General features: G+C 64.8%; 18 protein-coding genes. 17 read left to right on the plus strand and 1 reads right to left on the minus strand.

Annotation, left to right across the window (positions count from 1 at the left end; all coding sequences use genetic code 11):
* Positions 1-137: 137 nt before the first annotated feature.
* The 12 genes from MesoLj_RS08520 to ssuD all read left to right on the plus strand — a co-directional run bounded on the left by MesoLj_RS08520 (position 138) and on the right by ssuD (position 12942).
* Positions 138-920 carry a DeoR/GlpR family DNA-binding transcription regulator gene (locus MesoLj_RS08520; protein ID WP_202325719.1) on the plus strand — a complete coding sequence of 261 codons (783 nt, stop codon included), beginning with the start codon at positions 138-140 and terminating at the stop codon, positions 918-920.
* Complete coding sequence (locus tag MesoLj_RS08525) at positions 917-2296, plus strand: FGGY-family carbohydrate kinase (protein ID WP_202325720.1); 1380 nt, start codon at positions 917-919, stop codon at positions 2294-2296. Before MesoLj_RS08520 ends, MesoLj_RS08525 begins: the two co-directional genes overlap by 4 nt.
* The gene (locus tag MesoLj_RS08530) at positions 2293-3837 is read left to right on the plus strand and encodes a sugar ABC transporter ATP-binding protein (RefSeq protein ID WP_202325721.1); all 1545 of its coding nucleotides are present in this window, start codon (positions 2293-2295) and stop codon (positions 3835-3837) included. Before MesoLj_RS08525 ends, MesoLj_RS08530 begins: the two co-directional genes overlap by 4 nt.
* On the plus strand, positions 3834-4826 hold the full coding sequence (locus tag MesoLj_RS08535) for an ABC transporter permease subunit (protein ID WP_140772523.1): 993 nt from the start codon (positions 3834-3836) through the stop codon (positions 4824-4826). Before MesoLj_RS08530 ends, MesoLj_RS08535 begins: the two co-directional genes overlap by 4 nt.
* Positions 4827-4906: 80 nt before the next feature.
* Positions 4907-5845 (plus strand): ABC transporter substrate-binding protein, encoded by a 939-nt coding sequence (locus MesoLj_RS08540; protein WP_140772521.1) that lies wholly within the window; start codon positions 4907-4909, stop codon positions 5843-5845.
* 172 nt (positions 5846-6017) lie between these two features.
* Positions 6018-6911 carry a sugar phosphate isomerase/epimerase family protein gene (locus MesoLj_RS08545; RefSeq protein ID WP_202325722.1) on the plus strand — a complete coding sequence of 298 codons (894 nt, stop codon included), beginning with the start codon at positions 6018-6020 and terminating at the stop codon, positions 6909-6911.
* Between the two features lie 139 nt (positions 6912-7050).
* Positions 7051-7404: a cupin domain-containing protein gene (locus MesoLj_RS08550; RefSeq protein ID WP_027041788.1), complete on the plus strand. Its 354-nt coding sequence runs from the start codon at positions 7051-7053 to the stop codon at positions 7402-7404.
* A gap of 365 nt (positions 7405-7769) precedes the next feature.
* Positions 7770-8657: an MBL fold metallo-hydrolase gene (locus tag MesoLj_RS08555; protein WP_202325723.1), complete on the plus strand. Its 888-nt coding sequence runs from the start codon at positions 7770-7772 to the stop codon at positions 8655-8657.
* Positions 8658-9029: 372 nt separating this feature from the next.
* The gene (gene tauA, locus MesoLj_RS08560; RefSeq protein WP_202325724.1) at positions 9030-10037 is read left to right on the plus strand and encodes a taurine ABC transporter substrate-binding protein; all 1008 of its coding nucleotides are present in this window, start codon (positions 9030-9032) and stop codon (positions 10035-10037) included.
* Between the two features lie 67 nt (positions 10038-10104).
* Complete coding sequence (locus MesoLj_RS08565) at positions 10105-10899, plus strand: taurine ABC transporter ATP-binding protein (RefSeq protein ID WP_140772513.1); 795 nt, start codon at positions 10105-10107, stop codon at positions 10897-10899.
* A complete protein-coding gene (locus tag MesoLj_RS08570) occupies positions 10896-11744 on the plus strand; it encodes an ABC transporter permease subunit (RefSeq protein ID WP_140772511.1) in 849 nt (282 codons plus the stop codon). The genes MesoLj_RS08565 and MesoLj_RS08570 overlap by 4 nt, the downstream gene beginning before the upstream one ends.
* 40 nt (positions 11745-11784) lie before the next feature.
* A complete protein-coding gene (gene ssuD, locus MesoLj_RS08575; protein WP_202325725.1) occupies positions 11785-12942 on the plus strand; it encodes an FMNH2-dependent alkanesulfonate monooxygenase in 1158 nt (385 codons plus the stop codon).
* A gap of 160 nt (positions 12943-13102) precedes the next feature.
* Here ssuD and MesoLj_RS08580 read toward each other — a convergent pair whose 3' ends face one another.
* Positions 13103-14332, minus strand: a complete 1230-nt coding sequence (locus MesoLj_RS08580) for an acetyl-CoA C-acetyltransferase (protein WP_274609149.1) — start codon at positions 14330-14332, stop codon at positions 13103-13105.
* A gap of 81 nt (positions 14333-14413) precedes the next feature.
* Here MesoLj_RS08580 and MesoLj_RS08585 point away from each other — a divergent pair, with 81 nt between their 5' ends.
* The 5 genes from MesoLj_RS08585 to MesoLj_RS08605 are packed head-to-tail and all read left to right on the plus strand — an operon-like array spanning position 14414 to position 19638.
* Positions 14414-16360 (plus strand): acetoacetate--CoA ligase, encoded by a 1947-nt coding sequence (locus MesoLj_RS08585; RefSeq protein WP_202325726.1) that lies wholly within the window; start codon positions 14414-14416, stop codon positions 16358-16360.
* A complete protein-coding gene (locus MesoLj_RS08590) occupies positions 16357-17508 on the plus strand; it encodes a thiolase family protein (RefSeq protein ID WP_202325727.1) in 1152 nt (383 codons plus the stop codon). The genes MesoLj_RS08585 and MesoLj_RS08590 overlap by 4 nt, the downstream gene beginning before the upstream one ends.
* Positions 17508-17948: a Zn-ribbon domain-containing OB-fold protein gene (locus MesoLj_RS08595; protein ID WP_202325728.1), complete on the plus strand. Its 441-nt coding sequence runs from the start codon at positions 17508-17510 to the stop codon at positions 17946-17948. The genes MesoLj_RS08590 and MesoLj_RS08595 overlap by 1 nt, the downstream gene beginning before the upstream one ends.
* The gene (locus MesoLj_RS08600) at positions 17945-18397 is read left to right on the plus strand and encodes a MaoC family dehydratase (RefSeq protein ID WP_056577114.1); all 453 of its coding nucleotides are present in this window, start codon (positions 17945-17947) and stop codon (positions 18395-18397) included. The genes MesoLj_RS08595 and MesoLj_RS08600 overlap by 4 nt, the downstream gene beginning before the upstream one ends.
* Positions 18394-19638 (plus strand): MFS transporter, encoded by a 1245-nt coding sequence (locus MesoLj_RS08605; RefSeq protein WP_202325729.1) that lies wholly within the window; start codon positions 18394-18396, stop codon positions 19636-19638. The genes MesoLj_RS08600 and MesoLj_RS08605 overlap by 4 nt, the downstream gene beginning before the upstream one ends.
* The last annotated feature ends 50 nt before the right edge of the window (positions 19639-19688 follow it).

Here is a 19688-nt window from a genome sequence, read left to right on the forward strand (position 1 = left end):
GCTGTTGGCGCTGATATCGCAGATGCGAGTGACTTACGTCAATAGTGATCTACTATCATCAAAACTGGCTTGCAATCTCACTAATGTTGAGTAAGTTGCGCCAATTGCCATGGGAAAATGGCATTGGGAGGAAAAAGTTGAGCGACTCCGGCCGCCAGCGTCAGATCGTCGAACTGCTGCGGGATCGCCCGTTTGCCTCGGTGCGCGAGTTGCAGGAGCGGCTTGGCGTTTCGGCTGCAACGGTCAGGCGCGACATCGACCGGATCGACGAGGCCGGTGAGGCGCGCAAGGTCTATGGCGGCATCTCGGCGCTCGATGGCGCCTCGCAGGCGGGCATTGCCTATGCCAGGCCCTATGACGAAAACCGTGACCTTGCCGTCGAGGCCAAGCGGCAGATCGCGGCCGTAGCGGCGACCATGGTGCGCGATGGCGACGCCGTCATCGTCCATGGCGGCTCCACCTGCTTCCACCTCGGGGTCAAGCTCGCCGACCGCAACATCCGCCTCTACACCAATTCGATGCCGCTGGCGGCCTATCTCAGCGACCACGGCCATTGCAGCCTGACTGTTGCAGGTGGTGACCTGCATCGCGAGCCCGGCATCATCCATTCCCTGACCCAGGCAACGCCATTCTACGCATCGAAATTCTTTCTCGGCGCGCAAGGTCTCAACCAGGAAGGGGTGCTGGAATCGCACCCGCTGCTGGTGCGCTCCATCGTCGACCTCAGCCTCTGCTCCGACCAGATCGTGGTGCTGGCCGACAGCCGCAAACTGTCGATCCATGCGCGCAATGTCGCGCTGCCCCTGTCGCGCATCGGCACGCTGGTGACCGATGACGGGCTCTCCGATGCCGATGCGCGCATGCTGGACGATGCCGGGGTCATGGTGCGGATTGCCTCCACTTCGGGGGCGATCCCATGAGGCTGGCGGTGCTCGATTTCGGCAAGACCAATTCGAAGCTGTTCGTCTTCAGCCAGGACGGACGCATTCTCGACGAGCGCCGGACCCAGCCGAAATGGACGCGCAAGGACGGATTCAGCGTGCTCGCCGAGGCCGAGCTCCATGATTGGGCACTCGGTGCCGTCGCGGACGCGGTCGAAAACCATGGCGTGGAAGGGGTGATGGTGTCCGGCCATGGCTGCACCTTTGCTCTCGTAGATGACGCGGCGCTGACGCATCCAATCCTCGACTACGAGCAGGAACCGCCGGCCGAAATCGCCGCGCGGATCGATCGCAGCATCCCGGACTTCTCCGAGACGTTCTCGCCCCGCCTGCCGCTCGGCTTCAACTATGGTCGTCACATGCTGTGGCTGCAGGAGGTCGATCCCGATGCGTTCGCGGCGGCGAAATCGATCCTCGGCTATCCGCAATACTGGAGCTGGCGCCTGGGCGGCCGGGCAGCCTGCGAAGTGTCCTATCTCGGTTGCCATTCGCATTTGTGGGCGCCGCGCAAGCGCGATTTCTCCTCATTGGTCGATGCCCAGGGGTGGCGCGGCCGGATGCCGGCCTTCGAGCGCGCCGGCACGGTCATCGGCGAGCGGCGCCTTGCGGGCGCGGCGCGGCCGATCGCCATCCACAATGGCGTTCACGACTCGAATGCGGCGCTGCATGCCTATCGCCGGCAGGACCTTGGCCCGCTGACCGTCGTGTCGACCGGCACCTGGGTCATCGTGCTCAATCCCGACTGTCCGCTGGATGCGCTCGACCGCGAGCGCGACATGCTGGTCAATGTCGATGTCGACGGCGGTCCGGTGCCGACCATCCGCTTCATGGGCGGCCGCGAATTCGCCTTCATCAGCGACGGCTGGCAAGGCGCGATCCCGCATGGCTCGATCCAACAAGCGATCGACGCCGGCATCATGGCGCTGCCGAGCTTCGCGCCGGGCGGGCCGATGCCGGGCAGTGCAGGCCGGCTGGTCGGGCGCATGCCCGATGCCGGAGAACGCGCCGCGGCGGCTCTGCTCTATGTGGCGCTGATGGTCGATCTCTGCCTTGACCTCATCCATTCGCAAAACACCGTCATCGTCGATGGCGGGCTGAACGCCGGCGGCCTGCTTGCCGGGCTCATTGCGCAATTGCGTCCCGGCCAGGCCTTCCTGCAGGGCGCCTCGCTGGAAGGCAGTGCCACGGGGGCTGCGGCGCTCGCCTTCGAGAGCGTTGGGCGCGAATTCGCCGCCGAGGCGCCAGAGCCGGTGCATGCGGTGCGCTTCGGCGGTCTCGCCGGCTATCGCGACGCCTGGCGCGATCGCATTGCCGCGCAGGGCGCCGCCGTCAAGGCTGCGGGTGGTGCACGATGAGCGTGCCGGCGCAGAAACACGCAAGCAGTCACCCAGTGCTGGAGATGCGCCACATCTCCAAGACTTTCGGTGCGATCCGCGCCCTGCACGATGTCTCGCTCACCGTCCACGCCGGCGAGCTGCACGCGCTGATGGGCGAAAACGGCGCCGGCAAGTCGACGCTGATGAAAGTGCTGTCGGGCGCCTATCGGCCGGATCCCGGCGGCGAGATCCTGATCGATGGCGCGCCAGCCGCGACCGGCGATCCGATCAAGGCGCGCGCCGCGGGTATCGCGGTGATCTATCAGGAGCTGTCGCTGGCGCCCAACCTGACGGTGGCGCAGAACATCTTCCTCGGCAACGAACCGCGGCGCTTCGGCATCGTCGACCGTGACCAGTGCAGCCGGCGCGCGAACGAAATCATCGCGCGGCTCGGCGTCTCCTTCTCGGCGCGCGCCCTGGTCTCCAGCCTGTCGCTCGGCGAGCGCCAACTGGTCGAGATTGCGCGTGCGCTATCGACCAATGCGCGCATCATCGTCATGGACGAGCCGACCACGTCGCTGACCTCGCGCGAGACCGACAGCCTGTTCGAGGTGATCGCGACGCTGAAATCGCAAGGCATCGCCATCATCTACATCAGCCACCGCATGGAAGAGGTCTACCAGCTCGCCGATCGCGTCAGCGTGCTGCGCGACAGCGGCTATGTCGGCACGCTGGAGCGCGCCGACCTCAACGCTTCGCGACTTGTGTCGATGATGGTCGGACGCGATCTCTCCGCCTTCTACAAGAAGGATCATCGCCCACCGGACGAGAAGCGCGCCGTCGCTCTCTCGGTGCACGGCATGTCCGACGGGCGGCTGTTGAAGAACTGTTCGTTCGACCTGCACAAGGGCGAGGTGCTGGCCCTGGCGGGTCTTGTCGGTTCCGGCCGCACCGAACTCGCCCGGCTGATCTTCGGCGCCGACAAACGCATATCGGGTACGGTGGAGCTCGAGGGCAAACCGATCTCCATCGGCTCGCCGCGCGAGGCGCTCGATGCCGGCATCGCCTACCTCACCGAGGACCGCAAGGAACTCGGCCTGTTCCTCGACATGTCGATTTCCGACAACATCAACATGGGCGTGCTGGCCAGGGACGCGCGGGCCGCCGGATTCCGCGATTTCAGCGCCGCCGATAGGCGTGCGGCAAAAGCGATTACCGACCTGTCGATCCGTACCCGTTCGGCGCAGGCCAATGCGGGCTCGCTGTCGGGCGGCAACCAGCAGAAGGTGCTGCTCGCCCGGCTGCTGGAGACCGAGCCGAAGGTCGTCATCCTCGACGAGCCGACCCGGGGCGTCGATGTCGGCGCCAAGTCGGAAATCTACCGGCTGATCGACAATCTCGCCAACAAAGGCATCGCCATCCTGATGATCTCCAGCGAATTGCCCGAGGTGATCGGCGTCGCCGACCGCGTGCTGGTGATGCGCGACGGCACCATAGCGGGCGAGGTGACTGCATCCGGGGGCGAGCCGCTTCGTCAGGAAGCGATCATGGAACTTGCGACGGGAGCGGCCCAGGAATGACCGACAGAACGACGACGAGCGTGGATCAGGCTGCGGTCAGGAGCCGCCGGCTGCGCACCGCCTTCGCCGCACTTGGCATGCTGCCGGTGCTGGTGCTGCTGGCGGCCGGCTTCCAGTTCATCAATCCCCGCTTCCTCACCGAAACCAACCTGCTCATCGTCACGCAGCAATCGTCGATCAACATCGTGCTGGCGGCCGGAATGACCTTCGTCATCCTGACAGGCGGCATCGACCTGTCGGTCGGCTCCATCCTCGCCGCCGCGGCGATGGTGGCGGTGCTGGTGTCATTGGTGCCTGACTGGGGTCTGCTCGGCGTGCCGGCGGCCATCCTGGCCGGCCTCGGCTTTGGCCTCATCAACGGACTGCTCGTCGCCTATATCAGGCTACCCCCCTTTATCGTCACGCTGGGTTCGCTGACGGCCGTGCGCGGCATTGCCCGCCTGCTCGGGCAGGATACGACCGTGTTCAACTCCGACCTGCCGTTCGACTTCATCGGCAACGGCTCGCTGTTCGGCATTCCCTGGCTGGTCGTCATCGCATTGTCGGTCGTCGTGCTGTCCTGGCTGGTGCTCAAGCGCACGGTGCTCGGCACCTGGATCTATGCCGTCGGCGGCAATGCCGAGGCGGCGCGGCTGACCGGCATCAAGGTGCCGCTGGTGCTGCTGTTCGTCTATGGCGTTTCGGGCCTGCTCGCCGGGCTCGGCGGCGCCATGTCGGCGGCAAGGCTCTACGCCGCCAACGGCCTGCAGCTCGGCCAGTCCTACGAACTCGACGCCATCGCCGCGGTCATCCTGGGCGGCACCAGCTTCGTCGGCGGCGTCGGCTCGATCTGGGGCACGCTGATCGGCGGCCTGATCATCGCGGTGCTCTCCAACGGGCTCATCTTGGCCGGCGTTTCGGACATCTGGCAGTACATCATCAAGGGATTGGTCATCATCGTGGCGGTCGCCCTCGACCGCTACCGGCTCCAGGCAGGGGCGAGAACGTGAGTGACCTGGTCGCCGGCATCAAAGGCCGGCTTGTGTAACGCACCGTGAGAGGCGCGGGGCAATTGGAGGAAGTAAGCGTAATGAAGACCATCGCCAAACTGCTCTGCGGCGCCGCATTCGCGGCTGTCGCCATCGCGCCGGCATCGGCCAAGGACCTCAACAAGGTCGGCATCTCGGTCGGCCTGCTCGGCAACCCCTTCTTCGTCGCCACCATCAAGGGCATCGAGGACGCGGCCAAGAAGATCAACCCGAAGGTCGAGGTGACGTCGGTTTCGGCCGACTATGACCTCAACAAGCAGGTCTCGCAGGTCGATTCCTTCATCGCCGCCGGCGTCGACGTGATCATGCTCAACGCTGTCGACGCCAAGGCGATCGCACCGGCGGTGAAGAAGGCACAGGCCGCCGGCATCATCGTTGCCGCCTTCGACGTTTCGGCGCCGGGCGCCGACGTCACCGTGATGACCAACAACGTCAAGGCCGGCGAGGAAGCCTGCCAGTACCTGGTCGACCACACCGGCGGCAAGGGTGACTACGTCATCCTCAACGGCCCGGCGTCGTCGTCGATCCTGGAGCGGGTCAAGGGCTGCAAGAACGTGCTTTCGCAGCATCCCGACATCAAGATCCTCTCGGACGACCAGAACGCCGAAGGTTCGCGCGACGGCGGCCTGAAGGTGTTCCAGTCGCTGCTCACCCGTTTCGACAAGATCGACGCGGTGTTCGCCATCAACGATCCGACCGCGATCGGCGCGCAACTCGCCGCCAAGCAGCTCAACCGCTCCGAGTTCATCATCACCGCGGTCGACGGCGCGCCCGATATCGAAAAGGAGCTCTCTTCCGGCACCTCGATGATCAAGGCCTCGGCCTCGCAGGACCCCTATGTGATGGCCGGCCAGTCGCTGACGATGGCGGCGGAGCTGCTCGCCGGCAAGAAGCCGGCGGAGGCAACCGTGCTGCTCGATCCCAAGCTGATCACCGCCGAGAACCTGAAGGACTACAAGGGCTGGACCGCGGCCCGCTGATCCGTCCGACACAAGCGCGGCCGGGTTGATCCGGCCGCGCCTTCCTCATCGCCGCTAGAGCGTTTCACCGTTTCACGGAAACGGCGAACCGCTCTATCTCTTTGTTTTAACGCAATTCCTGTGGGAAAATCGCTCACACTTTTCCTGGAATTGCTCTAACCCGGAGACGATCATGTCGCGCATCGGAATCCATTCTTTCGTCTGGTCGGCAAGCTCGGCGCAGAGCGAGCTCGAGCGCACGCTGGCCAACACCAGGGAGGCGGGCTTCGACCTGATCGAATTCTCCTATCTCGATCCCGCCGATGTCGACATTGGCGGGCTTGCCAAACGTATCGCCGATCTCGGCCTCGGCGTGGCGATCAGCATCGGATTGCCCGGCGACGGCGACATATCGAGCGCCGACAAGGCGGTCGCCGCGCGTGGCGTCGAAATCCTCAACGAGACCATCGCGCTGACGCGCGACCTTGGCGGCAGCAAGGTCGCCGGCATTCTGTCAGCCAGCCACGGCTTGCAGGCTGAAGCGCCGACGCGCGACCAATGGAACCGCAGTGCGACAACGCTGGCCAAGGTCGCCGAGACGGCGAAGGCGGCCGGCGTCACGCTCAATCTCGAGATCGTCAACCGCTTCGAAAGCAATCTGCTCAACACCGCCGCGCAAGGTTTGGCCTTCATCGAGGACACCGGGTCGGACAACATCTTCCTGCATCTCGACACGTTCCACATGAACATCGAGGAGGCCGATGTCGGGCTGGCCATCCGCCACGCCGCGGGCAAGATCGGTTATGTCCATATCGGCGAAAGCCATCGCGGCTTCCTGGGCACCGGCAACATCGACTTCGCAGGGATTTTCGATGCGCTGACGGCAATCGGCTACGCCGACGATCTCAGCTTCGAATCCTTCTCCTCGGAGATCGTGGATGAGAACCTGTCGAAGAAAACCGCGATCTGGCGCAATCTGTGGACCGACAATATGGCGCTCGCAAAGCATGCGCGCGCCTTCATCGGTCTCGGGCTGGAAACGGCGCGCCGCAAGGCCGAACTCGTCTTGGCCCGGCACAAGCCGTAGCGCGGGAGCGGGCAGCGGGACGTCCCTAGCTGGGTTGCCTGATGCGGAAGCGCCGCTGGTTCTCCTGGTATTTGCATTGCTCCCGTCATGCGCATCGGCTATCCGACCTCTCGGACAGATGAAGCAAAAGGAGCCCGGCATGACGAACAAGACGATCCTCAAATTCGGCCCCGTCGAACACGCGGAAGCCGGCGACCTGCCTGGCTGGATCGTGGTCGAGGGCCACCCGACCATGCAAACCGCGGTCCAGCACACGACCGCGGACGGCAAGGTCATATCGGGAACCTGGCGGGCGTCGCCCGGCACCTATCACGCGACCTACACCGACTACGAGTTCGTGCACATGATCGCCGGCCGCATCATCATCACGCCGGACGGCGGCACGCCTGTCGAAGTGGGCCCCGGCGACGCTTTCGTCGTGGAAGCCGATTTCAAGGGAACCTGGAAGATCATCGAGCCGGTGACCAAGCATTTCGTGGTCAGGGTTGGCTGAGCCAGCCTGACCGAAGTTGCAGCATGTGAGGCCCGCCATGGCGAACCATGGCGGGCTTTTCCTTGCCGGCTTGCCGGCTCGCCTCGCTTGGAAATGCGGATGCCTCGCCGTCGCATGATCCGTACGGAAGAGGACGATGCCTACCTCGACTACGCCATCGCCAAGGGCGGCGTTGGGGAAGGCTTGTGCGCCAGCTTCGTGAACTCGTCCCAGGAAAACGGGGATCGGCCACGGACTAGCGTTGCCGGAGCATGCTTGAGACCTATATCCGCTAGCGCATTTGTGATCGAACGGAGCCCCAAACTGCCTGTCGCGGTGGAGGTAATCCGTTACGGTCGCGCCGCCCGCAGCGAGAGGATACCCATATGACAAGGTTCAATTCCACGGTCAGGCTGATGGCCGTGACGGCCTTGGTGGTTCTGCATCAGGGGTTTGCAATGGCGCAGATGCCTGCGCAGCAGCCGGACGCCAAGTCGTTCAAGCTTGGCGAGTTTGACATTATCGCCTTGCATGACGCCCAGTTCGTGAAGCCAAACGATGGCACGACCTTCGGCCTCGATCACAGCCCCGCGGAGGTCGGCGAATTGCTCAAGGCCGCGGGGGCTCCGACCGATACCATCACGCTGAGCGTCGATGCCTTGCTGGTGAAATCGAAGAACAGCTCTGTGCTGATCGACACAGGGGTCGGCGGCGCGCTGCAGGACAGCCTGTCCAGGGCCGGCGTGAAAGCAGGTGACGTCAGTGAAATATTGATCACCCATTCTCACCCCGATCATATCGGAGGGCTGGTCAAGGACGGGCAACTCGCTTTCCCCAACGCCACGATACGGATGTCGGACGTGGAGTGGAATTTTGCCAAGTCCAACAAGGCAGTGGCCGATATCGTCAAGGTGATCGCCGATCACGTGAAACCGTTCAAGGCCGGCGCCCAGGTGGCCCCAGGCATCACCTCGGTAGCGCTCAAGGGCCATACGCCAGGCCATGTCGGCTATCAGATCAAATCCGGAAAAGAACGGCTTTTCGATATCGGCGATACCGTGCACAGTTCGATCCTCTCGCTTGCCAAGCCCGACTGGGCGGTGGCGTTCGACGGCGACAAGCCGGAGGCGGAGCACAACCGGGCCAAGACTTTGGCGACACTGGCCAAGGACCACGAAATGATCTTTGCGCCACATTTCCCCTTCCCCGGTGTCGGCTATATCGAGAAAGACGGCGATCACTTCAAATGGGCGCCGAGCGACAAGCCGCAGTAGGTTTCCGGTCCCCGGTCGAAAAAGGTTGTGGCGCGGTGACTTGAAGCGACAGCTGTCCATTGGCGCGCTGAAGGAGCCAATCATCGCCTTCCGTCGAGAATGTACCATCCGCGTGGTCCCGGCTTCGGGTTCGTGACGAAATGGACGCGGATACCGGCCGACGCCAATTGTGCGGTCCAGGCACCAGATTTGGCTCGACAGTCGCCACGCGCGACAAACCCGATGTTGGGGCCTGCTTCTTTTTCAAAGGCGAGCCGCATTTCAGAATTTCATTTCTATCTAAGTCTATAAGTTAAGTGGAATTTAGTCCGACGCTCTTGGCCAGGGCGGGCAATCGAGGGGTTTGCCCTCTGTTCAAAAGGACTGAATGCCATGCGAAAGCTGATTTCCGCCACCCTTGTCGGGTTTGCCCTGGCAGCCATTTCCGCTGCAGCGCACGCCGCCGACAAGAAAGTCGTCATCGCCTACCAGACCGGTGCCAATCCCTACAATCTCGGCATCGCCAATGGTGATCTTGCCAAGAAGACCGGTTGGGACATTGAGTTCCGCCGCTTCAACTCGGGCGCCGACATCTTTGCCGCCATCGCGTCCGGCGACGTCCAGATCGGGGATGTCGGATCGAGCCCGTTCGCCGCTGCCGTCAGCAAGGGCATCGACGTGAAGGCGTTCTACATCTCGTCGGTCTCTCGTGACGGCGAAGCCCTGGTTGTCCGGCCCGAGATCAAGACCCCGGCCGACCTGCGGGGCAAGAAGCTCGCCGCCGCGCCGGTCTCCACCGACCACTACCAGCTTCTCGCCGTGCTCAAGCAGGAAGGCATTTCCGAGAAGGAAACCCAGGTCATCGCCATTCCACAGCCCGAGATTGTCGCGGCCTGGAAGCGCGGCGACATCGACGGTGCCTTCGTCTGGGATCCCGCACTCTCCGAACTCAAGAAGAACGGCAAGGTCCTGCTCACGGCCGGCCAGGTTGCCGATCGTGGCGCGCCGACCTTCAGCGCGCTGGTCGTGACTGGCGATTTCGCCAAGGCCAATCCCGACTTCCTTGGCCAGTATGTCCGGCTGATCGACGGCTACACCACGTCCTATCTCGGCAATCCGGCCGCCTGGGGACCGAACTCCGAGAACGCCAAGGCGATCGCCAAATTGCAGGGCGGCACGGCGGCCGAGAATTCCGAGCAATTGAAGACGACTGTCGTTCCGCCGCTTGACGAGCAGGTGTCGGATAAATGGCTGGGTGGTGGCGACAAGAGCGCCGTTGCGAAGATCCTCAAGGACACCGCGGGCTTCCTGAAGGACCAGAAGAAGATCACCACCATCAAGGACAGCTACGCCGCGGCCGCCGATCCGCAATATGCGGAGGCCGCCAAGGCCTCCAACTAGAAATCCCCGAACGACATTCGGTTCTGGCTGGCGGAAATCCCGCCAGCCAGACTGCCTGGAGGCCACCATGCTTCGAATTCGCGACGCCAGCGTCACCTTTCCAGCCTCGGACGGCCAGGAGGTACACGCGCTCGATCACGTCTCGCTCGACATCGCCCCGGATTCCATCGTCGTCGCGGTCGGAGCTTCCGGATGCGGCAAGTCGACATTGCTCAACGCGATCGCCGGCTTCCTGCCGCTAACCGAAGGCTCGATCACGCTGGACGGAAAGGAGATTGTCGCGCCCGGCGGCGATCGGGGCGTCGTGTTCCAGAAGGATACGTTGCTGCCCTGGGCCAGCGTGTTGGACAATGTTGCTCTCGGCCTGAAATACCGAGGCGTGCGGCGCGGCGACCGACGTGAGCAATCACGACGCCTGCTGGAACTGGTCGGGCTCGCCGATTTCGCCGAAAAGCCGCCCTACGAACTGTCCGGCGGCATGCGCCAGCGCGTCGGCATCGCGCGTGCGCTGGCCACAGATCCGAAGATACTGTTGATGGACGAGCCTTTCGGCGCCCTCGACAGCCTGACGCGCGAAACGATGCAGCAGCTTCTGGCCTCGGTCTGGGCCAAGACCGGCAAGCAGATCCTGTTCATCACCCATTCCATCGAGGAAGCCCTTACGCTCGGCACGACCATCGTTGTGATGTCGCCTCGGCCTGGCCGTATCGTTGCTCGGTTCGACGCCGATTTCGTGCGCGAGTTCGCCGAGACCGGCGACATCGGGCCAATCCAGTCCCACCCACGTTTCATCGAACTGCGTCAAGAAATCCGCTCGCTCATCCACCTGCCGGAAGGCGCCCGCAAAGGAACCTTGCAATGACGCTTGCCGCCAATTCGGGAACTTCATTTCCAGCTTCGACAACTCAGCGTGCGCGGTCCGCTCGGCCGCGCCGGTCCACATCGACAAGCACGCTCGGCATCAGCCTGGTCACGCTGGCTGCGCTGATCGCATTGTGGTTCCTCGCCGCGCATTTCGGCTGGGCCTCGCCGCTGTTCCTGCCTTCGCCCGCCGAGGTACTGACCCAGTTCAGCGCCGTCTGGGCCGACGGTTATGCCAACGGCACGCTCCTTGACCACACGTTGGCAAGCCTTGGCCGCATCGCCGCGGCGCTCGGCGTTGGTATTTTCCTTGGCATTCCGCTTGGTTTGCTGATGGGGCTCAATCGCTGGGTCAAGGGCATCTTCAGCGTTCCGATCGACCTCTATTGGGGCCTGCCGCCTTTGGCCTACCTGCCGCTGCTGATCATCTGGCTGGGCATCGGCGAGACTTCCAAGATCGTGCTTCTGTCGCTGTCGACCTTTGCTCCGATCTGCTTTGCCGCACAGGCCGGTGTCAGGTCCGTACCCATCGAACGGATCAATGCCGCGCTGTCGCTTGGCGCCAGCCGCTTGCAGCTGTTCACCAGCATCATCCTGCCGTCCGCATTGCCGGAAATCATGACCGGCCTGAAGATTGCCATTGGCGCTGGCCTGTCGACGCTGGTCGCGGCCGAGTTGATCGCGGCCCAGTCGGGCCTTGGCTACATGATCATGTCGGCGGCCAATTTCCTCGCCACCGATGTCGTATTCGTCGGCCTCATCGTCATCGCCATCCTTGCTTTCGCCTTCACCAGCGGCATGCGCTGGCTGGAGCATCGCCTCATCCCCTGGAAGGGCAAGATCTGACGCCTGCCCCACATTCCACAGCCCCTGAAGGAACAATCCGATGTCCAGCAACACCCGTCCGGTCGACCTCTACTGGTACCTGCCGACCCATGGCGATGGGCCGTATCTCGGCACGGACGAACGGCACCGTCCGGCGACGTTCGGATATCTCAGGGAGATTGCCCAGGCCGCCGACCGGCTTGGCTTCAAGGGCGTGCTCCTGCCTACCGGGACGCGGTGCGAGGATGCCTGGATCGTGGCGGCGGGGCTGATCCCGCTCACCGAACGGCTCAAGTTTCTCGTGGCGCTGCGGCCGGGCAGCGGAACACCGGCCCTGTTCGCGCGCCATGCGGCCACCCTGGACCGCATTTCCGGTGGTCGGGTCCTGCTCAATGTCGTCACCGGAGCCGACCCGGCCGACCTTGCCGGCGACGGCAACAAGCTCGGTCATGACGAGCGCTATGCGCAGACCGACGAGTTCCTCACCATCTGGCGGCGGATACTTTCGGGCGAGCCGGTTGATTTCGAGGGCAAGTATCTGTCCGCCCATGGCACGGACATTTCCTTCCCGCCAGTTCAGCAGCCCCACCCGCCACTGTGGTTCGGAGGCTCATCCGACGCCGGCATCGCGATCGCCGCCAAGCATGTCGACGCCTATCTGAGCTGGGGCGAGCCGGTGGACCAGCTTGCCGAAAAGATCGATCGCGTGAGGAAGGCCGCCGCGGCGCAAGGCCGGACGATGCGCTTCGGCCTTCGCATTCATCTGATCGTGCGCGAAACGGAAGATGAGGCCTGGGCGGCGGCCGACCGGCTGATCAGCCATGTCACCGACGACCTGATCGCCGAAGCCCAGAACGGGTTCACCAATATCTCGGAATCCGTCGGCCAAAAGCGCATGTCGGCGCTTCATCAGGGCCGGCGCGACCGGCTGGTCGTCGGTCCGAATTTATGGGCGGGACCCGGGCTGGTGCGCGGCGGTGCGGGAACGGCGCTGGTCGGCAATCCCGACAATGTCGCGGCGCGGATTCGTGAGTATCAGGACATCGGCATCGAGACGATCATCGCATCGGGCTACCCGCATCTGGAAGAGGCGTTCAACGTTGCTGAACTGCTTTTCCCCAAACTCGGACTAAGCGGTGAGGCCGCGCAGGCGGAGCGTAGCTGGGATGTCGAGTTCGGACGTGGAGTCCGCCCTCAGGCCGCCGCATCCGCTTCGTGATGTCATGGTGCCAGTGATCTAGGCGCATGTGGACCGGCCAAAGGCCGGCCCTCACATCCTCCCGGGCCGCTGGAGTCATTCGCGGTGACGAAATTCCAGAGGTGGCTTGGCCAAGGCCGTTGTGCAAAGCCTTCGGACGCCAACCGATCAAAGCCTCCGTTCACCGTTCCAGGCAGATCGCCACACCCTGGCCGCCGCCTATGCAGAGCGAGGCCAAGCCCTTGCGGGCCTTGCGCCTCGTCATCTCGTGAAGCAGCGTCACCACGATGCGGCAGCCGGATCCGGCCAACGGGTGGCCGAGCGCGATGGCGCCGCCACTCATGTTGATGATCTCCTCGTTCCAGCCCATCTCGCGGTTGACCGCGATCGCCTGCGCGGCGAAGGCTTCGTTGATCTCCATGACGTCGAGCTCGGACGGCCGCCAGCCGGCCTTCTCCAGCGCAAGGCGCGACGCCGCGACAGGGCCCAGCCCCATATCCATCGGCTCGACACCCGCCGAGGCGTAGGATGCGATGCGGGCGAGGGGCTTTAGCCCGAGTTCGTTCATCCGTGTCTCCGACATCACCAGCACGGCGGCGGCCCCATCGTTGAGGCCGGAGGAGTTGCCGGCCGTGATTGTCCCCTCTCGTTCGAAGACCGGCTTCAGCCGGCCAAGCCCTGCGAGGCTGGTCGAGGGGTTTGGGTGCTCGTCACGGTCGACAACGACATCGCCTTGCCTGGTCTTTACGCAGACAGGCACAATCTCATCGTCGAACCTTGCCGAGCGGATGGCGGCGTCGGCTTTCTCCTGCGAGCGCAGCGCGAAGCGGTCCTGCTCATCGCGCGTGATCTGGTAGCGCCGCGCCAGCGACTCGACCGTGACGCCCATATGGACCTGATGGAATGCGTCCCACAGCCCGTCGGTGATCATCGAATCCTTGACGACCTGCTCGCCCATGCGCAAGCCGCCGCGAACGCCTGGAATGAAGTGCGGCGCCGATGTCATCGAATCCTGTCCGCCGGCAATCACGCAATCGGCGTCGCCGCAGCGAATGGCCTGCGCGGCAAGATGGATCGACTTCTGGCCGGCGCCGCACACCTTGTTGACCGTCATGGCGGGGACGCTGACCGGCAGGCCGGCCTTGAGCGATGCCTGTCTTGCCGGGTTCTGCCCGGCGCCGCCGGTCAGCACCTGGCCCATGATCACTTCGCTGACGGATCCTGGCGCGAGCCCGGTTCCGGCCAGCATCGCCTGAATGAGCTGCCCGCCCAGTTCCGCCGCCGAAAGGCCGGCGAGCGCGCCATTCAGCTTGCCGATCGGCGTGCGTTTGGCCGCGACGAAATAGACCGCATCCTGCAATTTCCCGTCCTCCACCTTCGCGGCACACAGGCTGTGTTCGCCGCTTGACATTCTGGTTATAACCAATAATCTGAAAGCAACATGCAGACAAGATGACGGCTTCGTGCCGGCCTGCATTCCGGGAGGAAATTCATGTCATCCGTGCTTTGGGCGCCGGCGCCAGCCGCGTTCGAATCGTCCAATCTTGCGCGCTTTTGCCGGGCCAACGGCTTCGACCCGCGCGACTACGAAACGCTGCATCGCTGGTCGGTCAGTGACCTCGGCGCGTTCTGGCGGGCGGTGTGGGACTTTGGCCGCGTGATCGGCGATCCCGGCGCGCGATCTTTCCTGCGCGACGATCAGGCGCCGATGACGCGGAGCCGGTTCTTCCCCGACGCATCACTCAATGTCGCGGAAAACCTGCTGCGGGGCGACGACGATCGGACCGCGGTCATCGAGACCGACGAGAGTGGCCATTTCCGCACCTTCACCCTTGGCGAGTTGCGACGGCGCGTCGCCAGGACGGCACAAGGCCTGCGCGCGGCCGGTGTGGCCAGCGGCGACAGCGTCGGCGGCATCCTGCCCAACCGTGTCGAAGGTCTCGTGGCGCTGCTGGCGACGCTGTCGATCGGCGCCGTCTGGTCGTCCTGCTCTCCGGATTTCGGCGCCGCGGCGATCGTCGACCGCCTCGGCCAGATCGGGGTCAAGGTGCTGTTTGCCGCGCCGCGCTATCATTACGCGGGCAAGGAACACGACATCTCCGAGCGGTTGGCCGAGATCGCCGCCGCGATGCCGACGGTGACCACGCTCGTGTTGACCGGCGAGCCGGGCGCAAAGCCGGACTGCGCGGCGGCCTGTATCGCCTTCGACGATTTCGGCAGCGACGGCACGCTCGCCTTCGAACGCGTGCCCTTCGATCATCCGGCCTATGTGCTCTACACCTCCGGCACCACAGGCGCGCCGAAGGCGATCGTCCACCGCACCGGCGGCGTGCTGCTCCAGCATCTGAAGGAGCATCTGCTGCATGGCGACGTTCGCCCCGGCGACGTGATGAGCTGGTACACCAACACAGCCTGGATGATGTATCATTGGCTGATCTCGGGCCTCGCCTGCGGCGCGACCGTGGTGCTCTATGACGGCGCGCCGATCCTGAAGACCGCTGATGGCCTCGACCCCAGTCCGCTGTGGACAATGGCGGAGCGTGCACGCGTCACCCATTTCGGCACCAGCCCGAAATATCTGGCGACGCTGGCCGCCGAAGGTTACGCGCCGGGGCGGTTGCACGACCTGTCCTCGCTGCGCTCCCTGCTCTCGGCCGGCGCGCCGGTCTCTCCCAGCCAGTTCGACTGGGTCTACGCGCAGGTGAAGCCGGACATGATTTTCGCCTCGATCTCGGGCGGCACCGAGATCATCGGCTGTTTCCTGCTCGGGTCGCCGATCCACGCCGTTCGCCGTGGCGAACTGACCGTCAAAGGGCTGGGCCTCGCGGTGGCTGTCATGGACGAGCGCAACGCGCCGGTCATCGGCCGGCAAGGTGACCTAGTCTGCACCGAACCGTTCCCATCCATGCCGCTGACCTTCTGGGGCAAGGACGGCGACGCGCGTTACCACGCCACCTATTTCGCCGCACGCCGGGAAATCTGGACGCATGGCGATGTCGCGGAGATGACGGCGTACGGCTCGGGGATCATCCATGGTCGTTCGGACACGACACTGAAGCCCGGCGGCGTGCGCATCGGCACAGCCGAAATCTACGCGGCCTGCGAGACCTTCGCCGAGATCGAGGATTGCCTGGTCTTCGGCGCGCCGGTCGAGGGCGACGAGGAGATCGTGCTTTGCGTCAAGCTGAACGCTGGTTTTGGCCTCACATCAGAGCTTGCCGCGCGGATCCGCCGCGCCATCCGCGAGGGCGCATCGCCGCGTCACGTGCCGCATCGCATCCATGCGGTGCAGGCCGTGCCTTACACGCTCAACGGCAAACGGGTGGAAGGTGCGGCGCGAACGACACTCGAGGGCAAGCCGGTGAAAAACATGGCTTCGCTCGCCAATCCCGCATGCCTCGAGGAATACCGTGCGCTCGACAGGAGCAAGGCGGCATGAGCCGGGCCAAGGGAGCGATCGTCGGTATCGGCGAGTTGAAGCCGCAACGCCTGACCAGCGGCGTGACGACGCTAGAGATGATCGCCGAGGTCTCGCGCCTGGCGGTGCTTGATGCCGGGCTGGAGCCAGCTGATATCGACGGGCTGCTTGTCGGGCCGCAGGTCGGCGAGACGCCGCAGCATGTTCCGGCAACGATCGCCGAATATCTCGGTCTGGCGCCGACCATGGCCAATGTCGTCGACCTCGGTGGCGCCTCGGGGGCAGGGATGGTCTGGCGCGCGGCGGCGGCGATCGAGGCCGGCATGTGCGAGACAGTGCTGTGCGTGCTCGCCAACAACCGCGAGGCGGCGGCACCCCGCTCGCCCAACCGCAATCCGATCCGCGAGTTCGACGTGCCGTTCGGCGCCTCGGGCGCCAACATCTCCTACGCGCTGCTGATGCAGGCGCATATGGCACAGCATGGCTCGACCGCCAGGGATTTCGCGCTGATCGCCGCCGCGGCGCGCGCCAATGCGCAGCTCAACCCCGACGCCATCTTTTTCGGCAAGCCGGCGGATGTGGACGCTGTGCTGGCTTCGCCGATGATCGCATCGCCATTGCATCTCTACGAAATCGTCATGCCGGTCGCCGGCGGCGAGGCGGTGATCGTCACCTCGGCCGAACGTGCACGCTCGCTGCCCAGAAGACCCGTGCATCTGCTCGGCGCCGGCGAGAAGGTCACGCATCGCGCGGTCAGCCAGGCGCCCAGCCTCACCTCGGGTCCGCTGAAGAGCGCCATGGCCCGGGCCTTCGCGCAGTCCGGAACCGACGCCAAGGAGATGGATCTCCTGTCGCTCTACGACTGCTACACGATCATGGTCGCCACGACGATCGAGGATGCCGGTCTGTGCGCGCCCGGTCAGTTCGGCGCGTGGCTGCGCGACCACGATCTCTCTCACCGGGGCGACAAGCCGCTCAACACACATGGCGGCCAGCTCGGCTTCGGCCAGCCGGATCTTGCCGGCGGCATGACGCATGTCGTGGAGGCGGTGCGTCAACTCCGAGGCGAGACGGCCGAACGCCAGATCGGCAAGGCCGAGCTGGCGCTGGTCACCGGCAATGGCGCGACGATGAGCGAGGCGACCGCGCTCGTGCTGGGAGCCGCCTGATGTCCGTCGATCTCAACACATTGAAAACCCCCGCTCCGACGATCACCGCGTTGACCCAGCCATTCTGGGACGCGGCGGCGCAAGGGCGGTTGAAAATCCAGCACTGCGAGGACTGCGGGAAGGCCGTATTCTACCCGCGCCCCATGTGCCCGCATTGCTGGAGCAAGCGCCTCGTGTGGAAGGAGGCGTCGGGCAGGGGCCAGCTGAAATCCTTTTCACACGTGCACAAGCCGGGCCATCCCGGCTGGCTGCCGGCGGCACCTTACGTGGTTGGGCTGGTCGAACTGGCCGAAGGGCCGACCATGCTGAGCTTCATCTTGCCGGGCACGCGATCGCCTGGGGTAGGGGACGCGCTGTTGCTCGCGCCGACAGCCATAGGCGGCCGTGTCCTGCCGGCCTTCAAACCCGTCGAAACCGCAACAGAGGAGAGGCCGAAATGAGCACCGAGACGAAAGACGGCTGGGCAGGCGTTGTGAAGGGCCGCCCGCAGGTCGGCGCCTTTGCCGAACGCACGCGCCGCACGCGCATCAGCGACATCGAAGCCTTCACCGACATCACCGGCGACCGCAATCCGCTGCACTATGACCGCGCGCTGGCCGAGAAATCGGTGTTCGGCAAGCTGATCGTCCAGGGCGGCGTCACCTCAGGCATCCTCAATGCGCTGGTCGCCGAGGATCTGCCGGGACCCGGCACCGTCTTCCTCGAGGTCGCCTGGAAGTTCGTCAAGGCGGTTGGCGTCGACGAGGAGATCACCGGACGCGTCGAGGTCAAGGAGGTGCGCCCCGACAAGCCGATCTGCAAGATCGAGACCAGCGTGCGCAACGGCCAGGGCGAGCTTTGTCTCACCGGCACGGCGACGGTGTTCACCGTTCCGCTGCAAGGCGTATGAACACGGCGGGCGACAGCCGGCTTGGCGTGGCGGCCGACCGCGAACGCTGGCGCGTTCTGTCCCTGCTTTGCCTGGCGGTCGTCCTGTCGCTGACCACCTGGTTTTCGGCGACCGCCATCCTGCCCGAGCTGAAGCAGGAGCTTGCGCTCGGCCCTGGCGCCGAGGCCTGGCTGACCAATGGCGTTCAGGTCGGCTTCGTGATCGGCGCGCTGGCGGCGAGCCTGGTCAACCTTCCCGACCTGGTGCGGCTCAGCCGTCTCATGGCGGCGGCGGCAATGGTTGCCGCGCTCGCCAATGCCAGCCTGCTGTTCCACCCCGATCCGGCCGGCGCCATTGCCGCGCGCATCGTCACTGGCGCGGCACTCGCCGGCGTCTATCCCCCGGCCCTGAAGCTGGTCGCAACCTGGTTCACTCGCGACAGGGGGCTGGCGCTCGGCGCGGTCATTGGCGCGCTGACCATCGGCTCGGCGCTGCCGCATCTCTTCCGCGCCGCCTCCAGCGCGCTCGACTGGCGGCCGGTGGTCGCCGCCGCCAGCTTGGCGACGGCCGTCGGCGCGCTGTTGTTCCTGCTGTTTGCCAAGGAGGGCCCCTATCCCTTCGGCAAGGCGGTGTTCGAGCCGGCGCGCATCGGCCAGGTGTTTCGTGAAAAGCCGCTGCTGCTGGTCAATCTCGGCTATCTCGGCCATATGTGGGAACTCTACGCCATGTGGGCGTGGCTGCTTGCCTACACGCGCGCGGCTTTCGAAACGCAAGCGATCGGAACAGCCGCCGCCGCTTCGCTGTCGACCTTCTTCGTCGTCGCCTCCGGCATCCTCGGCTGCCTGCTCGGAGGCTATCTGTCGGACCGCATCGGCCGAACGGCGACCACAGCCGGCATGATGATCGTCTCCGGAAGCTGCGCCCTGCTGATGGGCTTTCTGTTCACCGGGCCGCTCTGGCTGTTCATGCTGGTGGCCGTCGTCTGGGGCATTTCGGTTATCGGCGATTCCGCGCAGTTCTCCGCCGCCATCACCGAGCTTGCCGACCGCCGCTTTGTCGGCACGGCGCTCTCGGTTCAACTTGGCGCCGGTTTCGCGCTGACGGTGCTCGCCATCTGGCTGACACCGCACTTTGCCGACCTCATCGGCGGCTGGCGCTGGGCCTTCCTGCTGCTGGTTCCCGGCCCGCTTCTCGGAGCCGTGGCCATGCTGTGGTTGCGAAACTTGCCGGAGAGCGTGAATATGGCTGGCGGCCTCCGTTAGGGAGGACGCTGCCGCTCCTTGAGTCGCGGCAAATGATTTTGCGGCGGGAC

Source organism: Mesorhizobium sp. 113-3-9 (genome assembly GCF_016756515.1).
Lineage (GTDB): Bacteria > Pseudomonadota > Alphaproteobacteria > Rhizobiales > Rhizobiaceae > Mesorhizobium.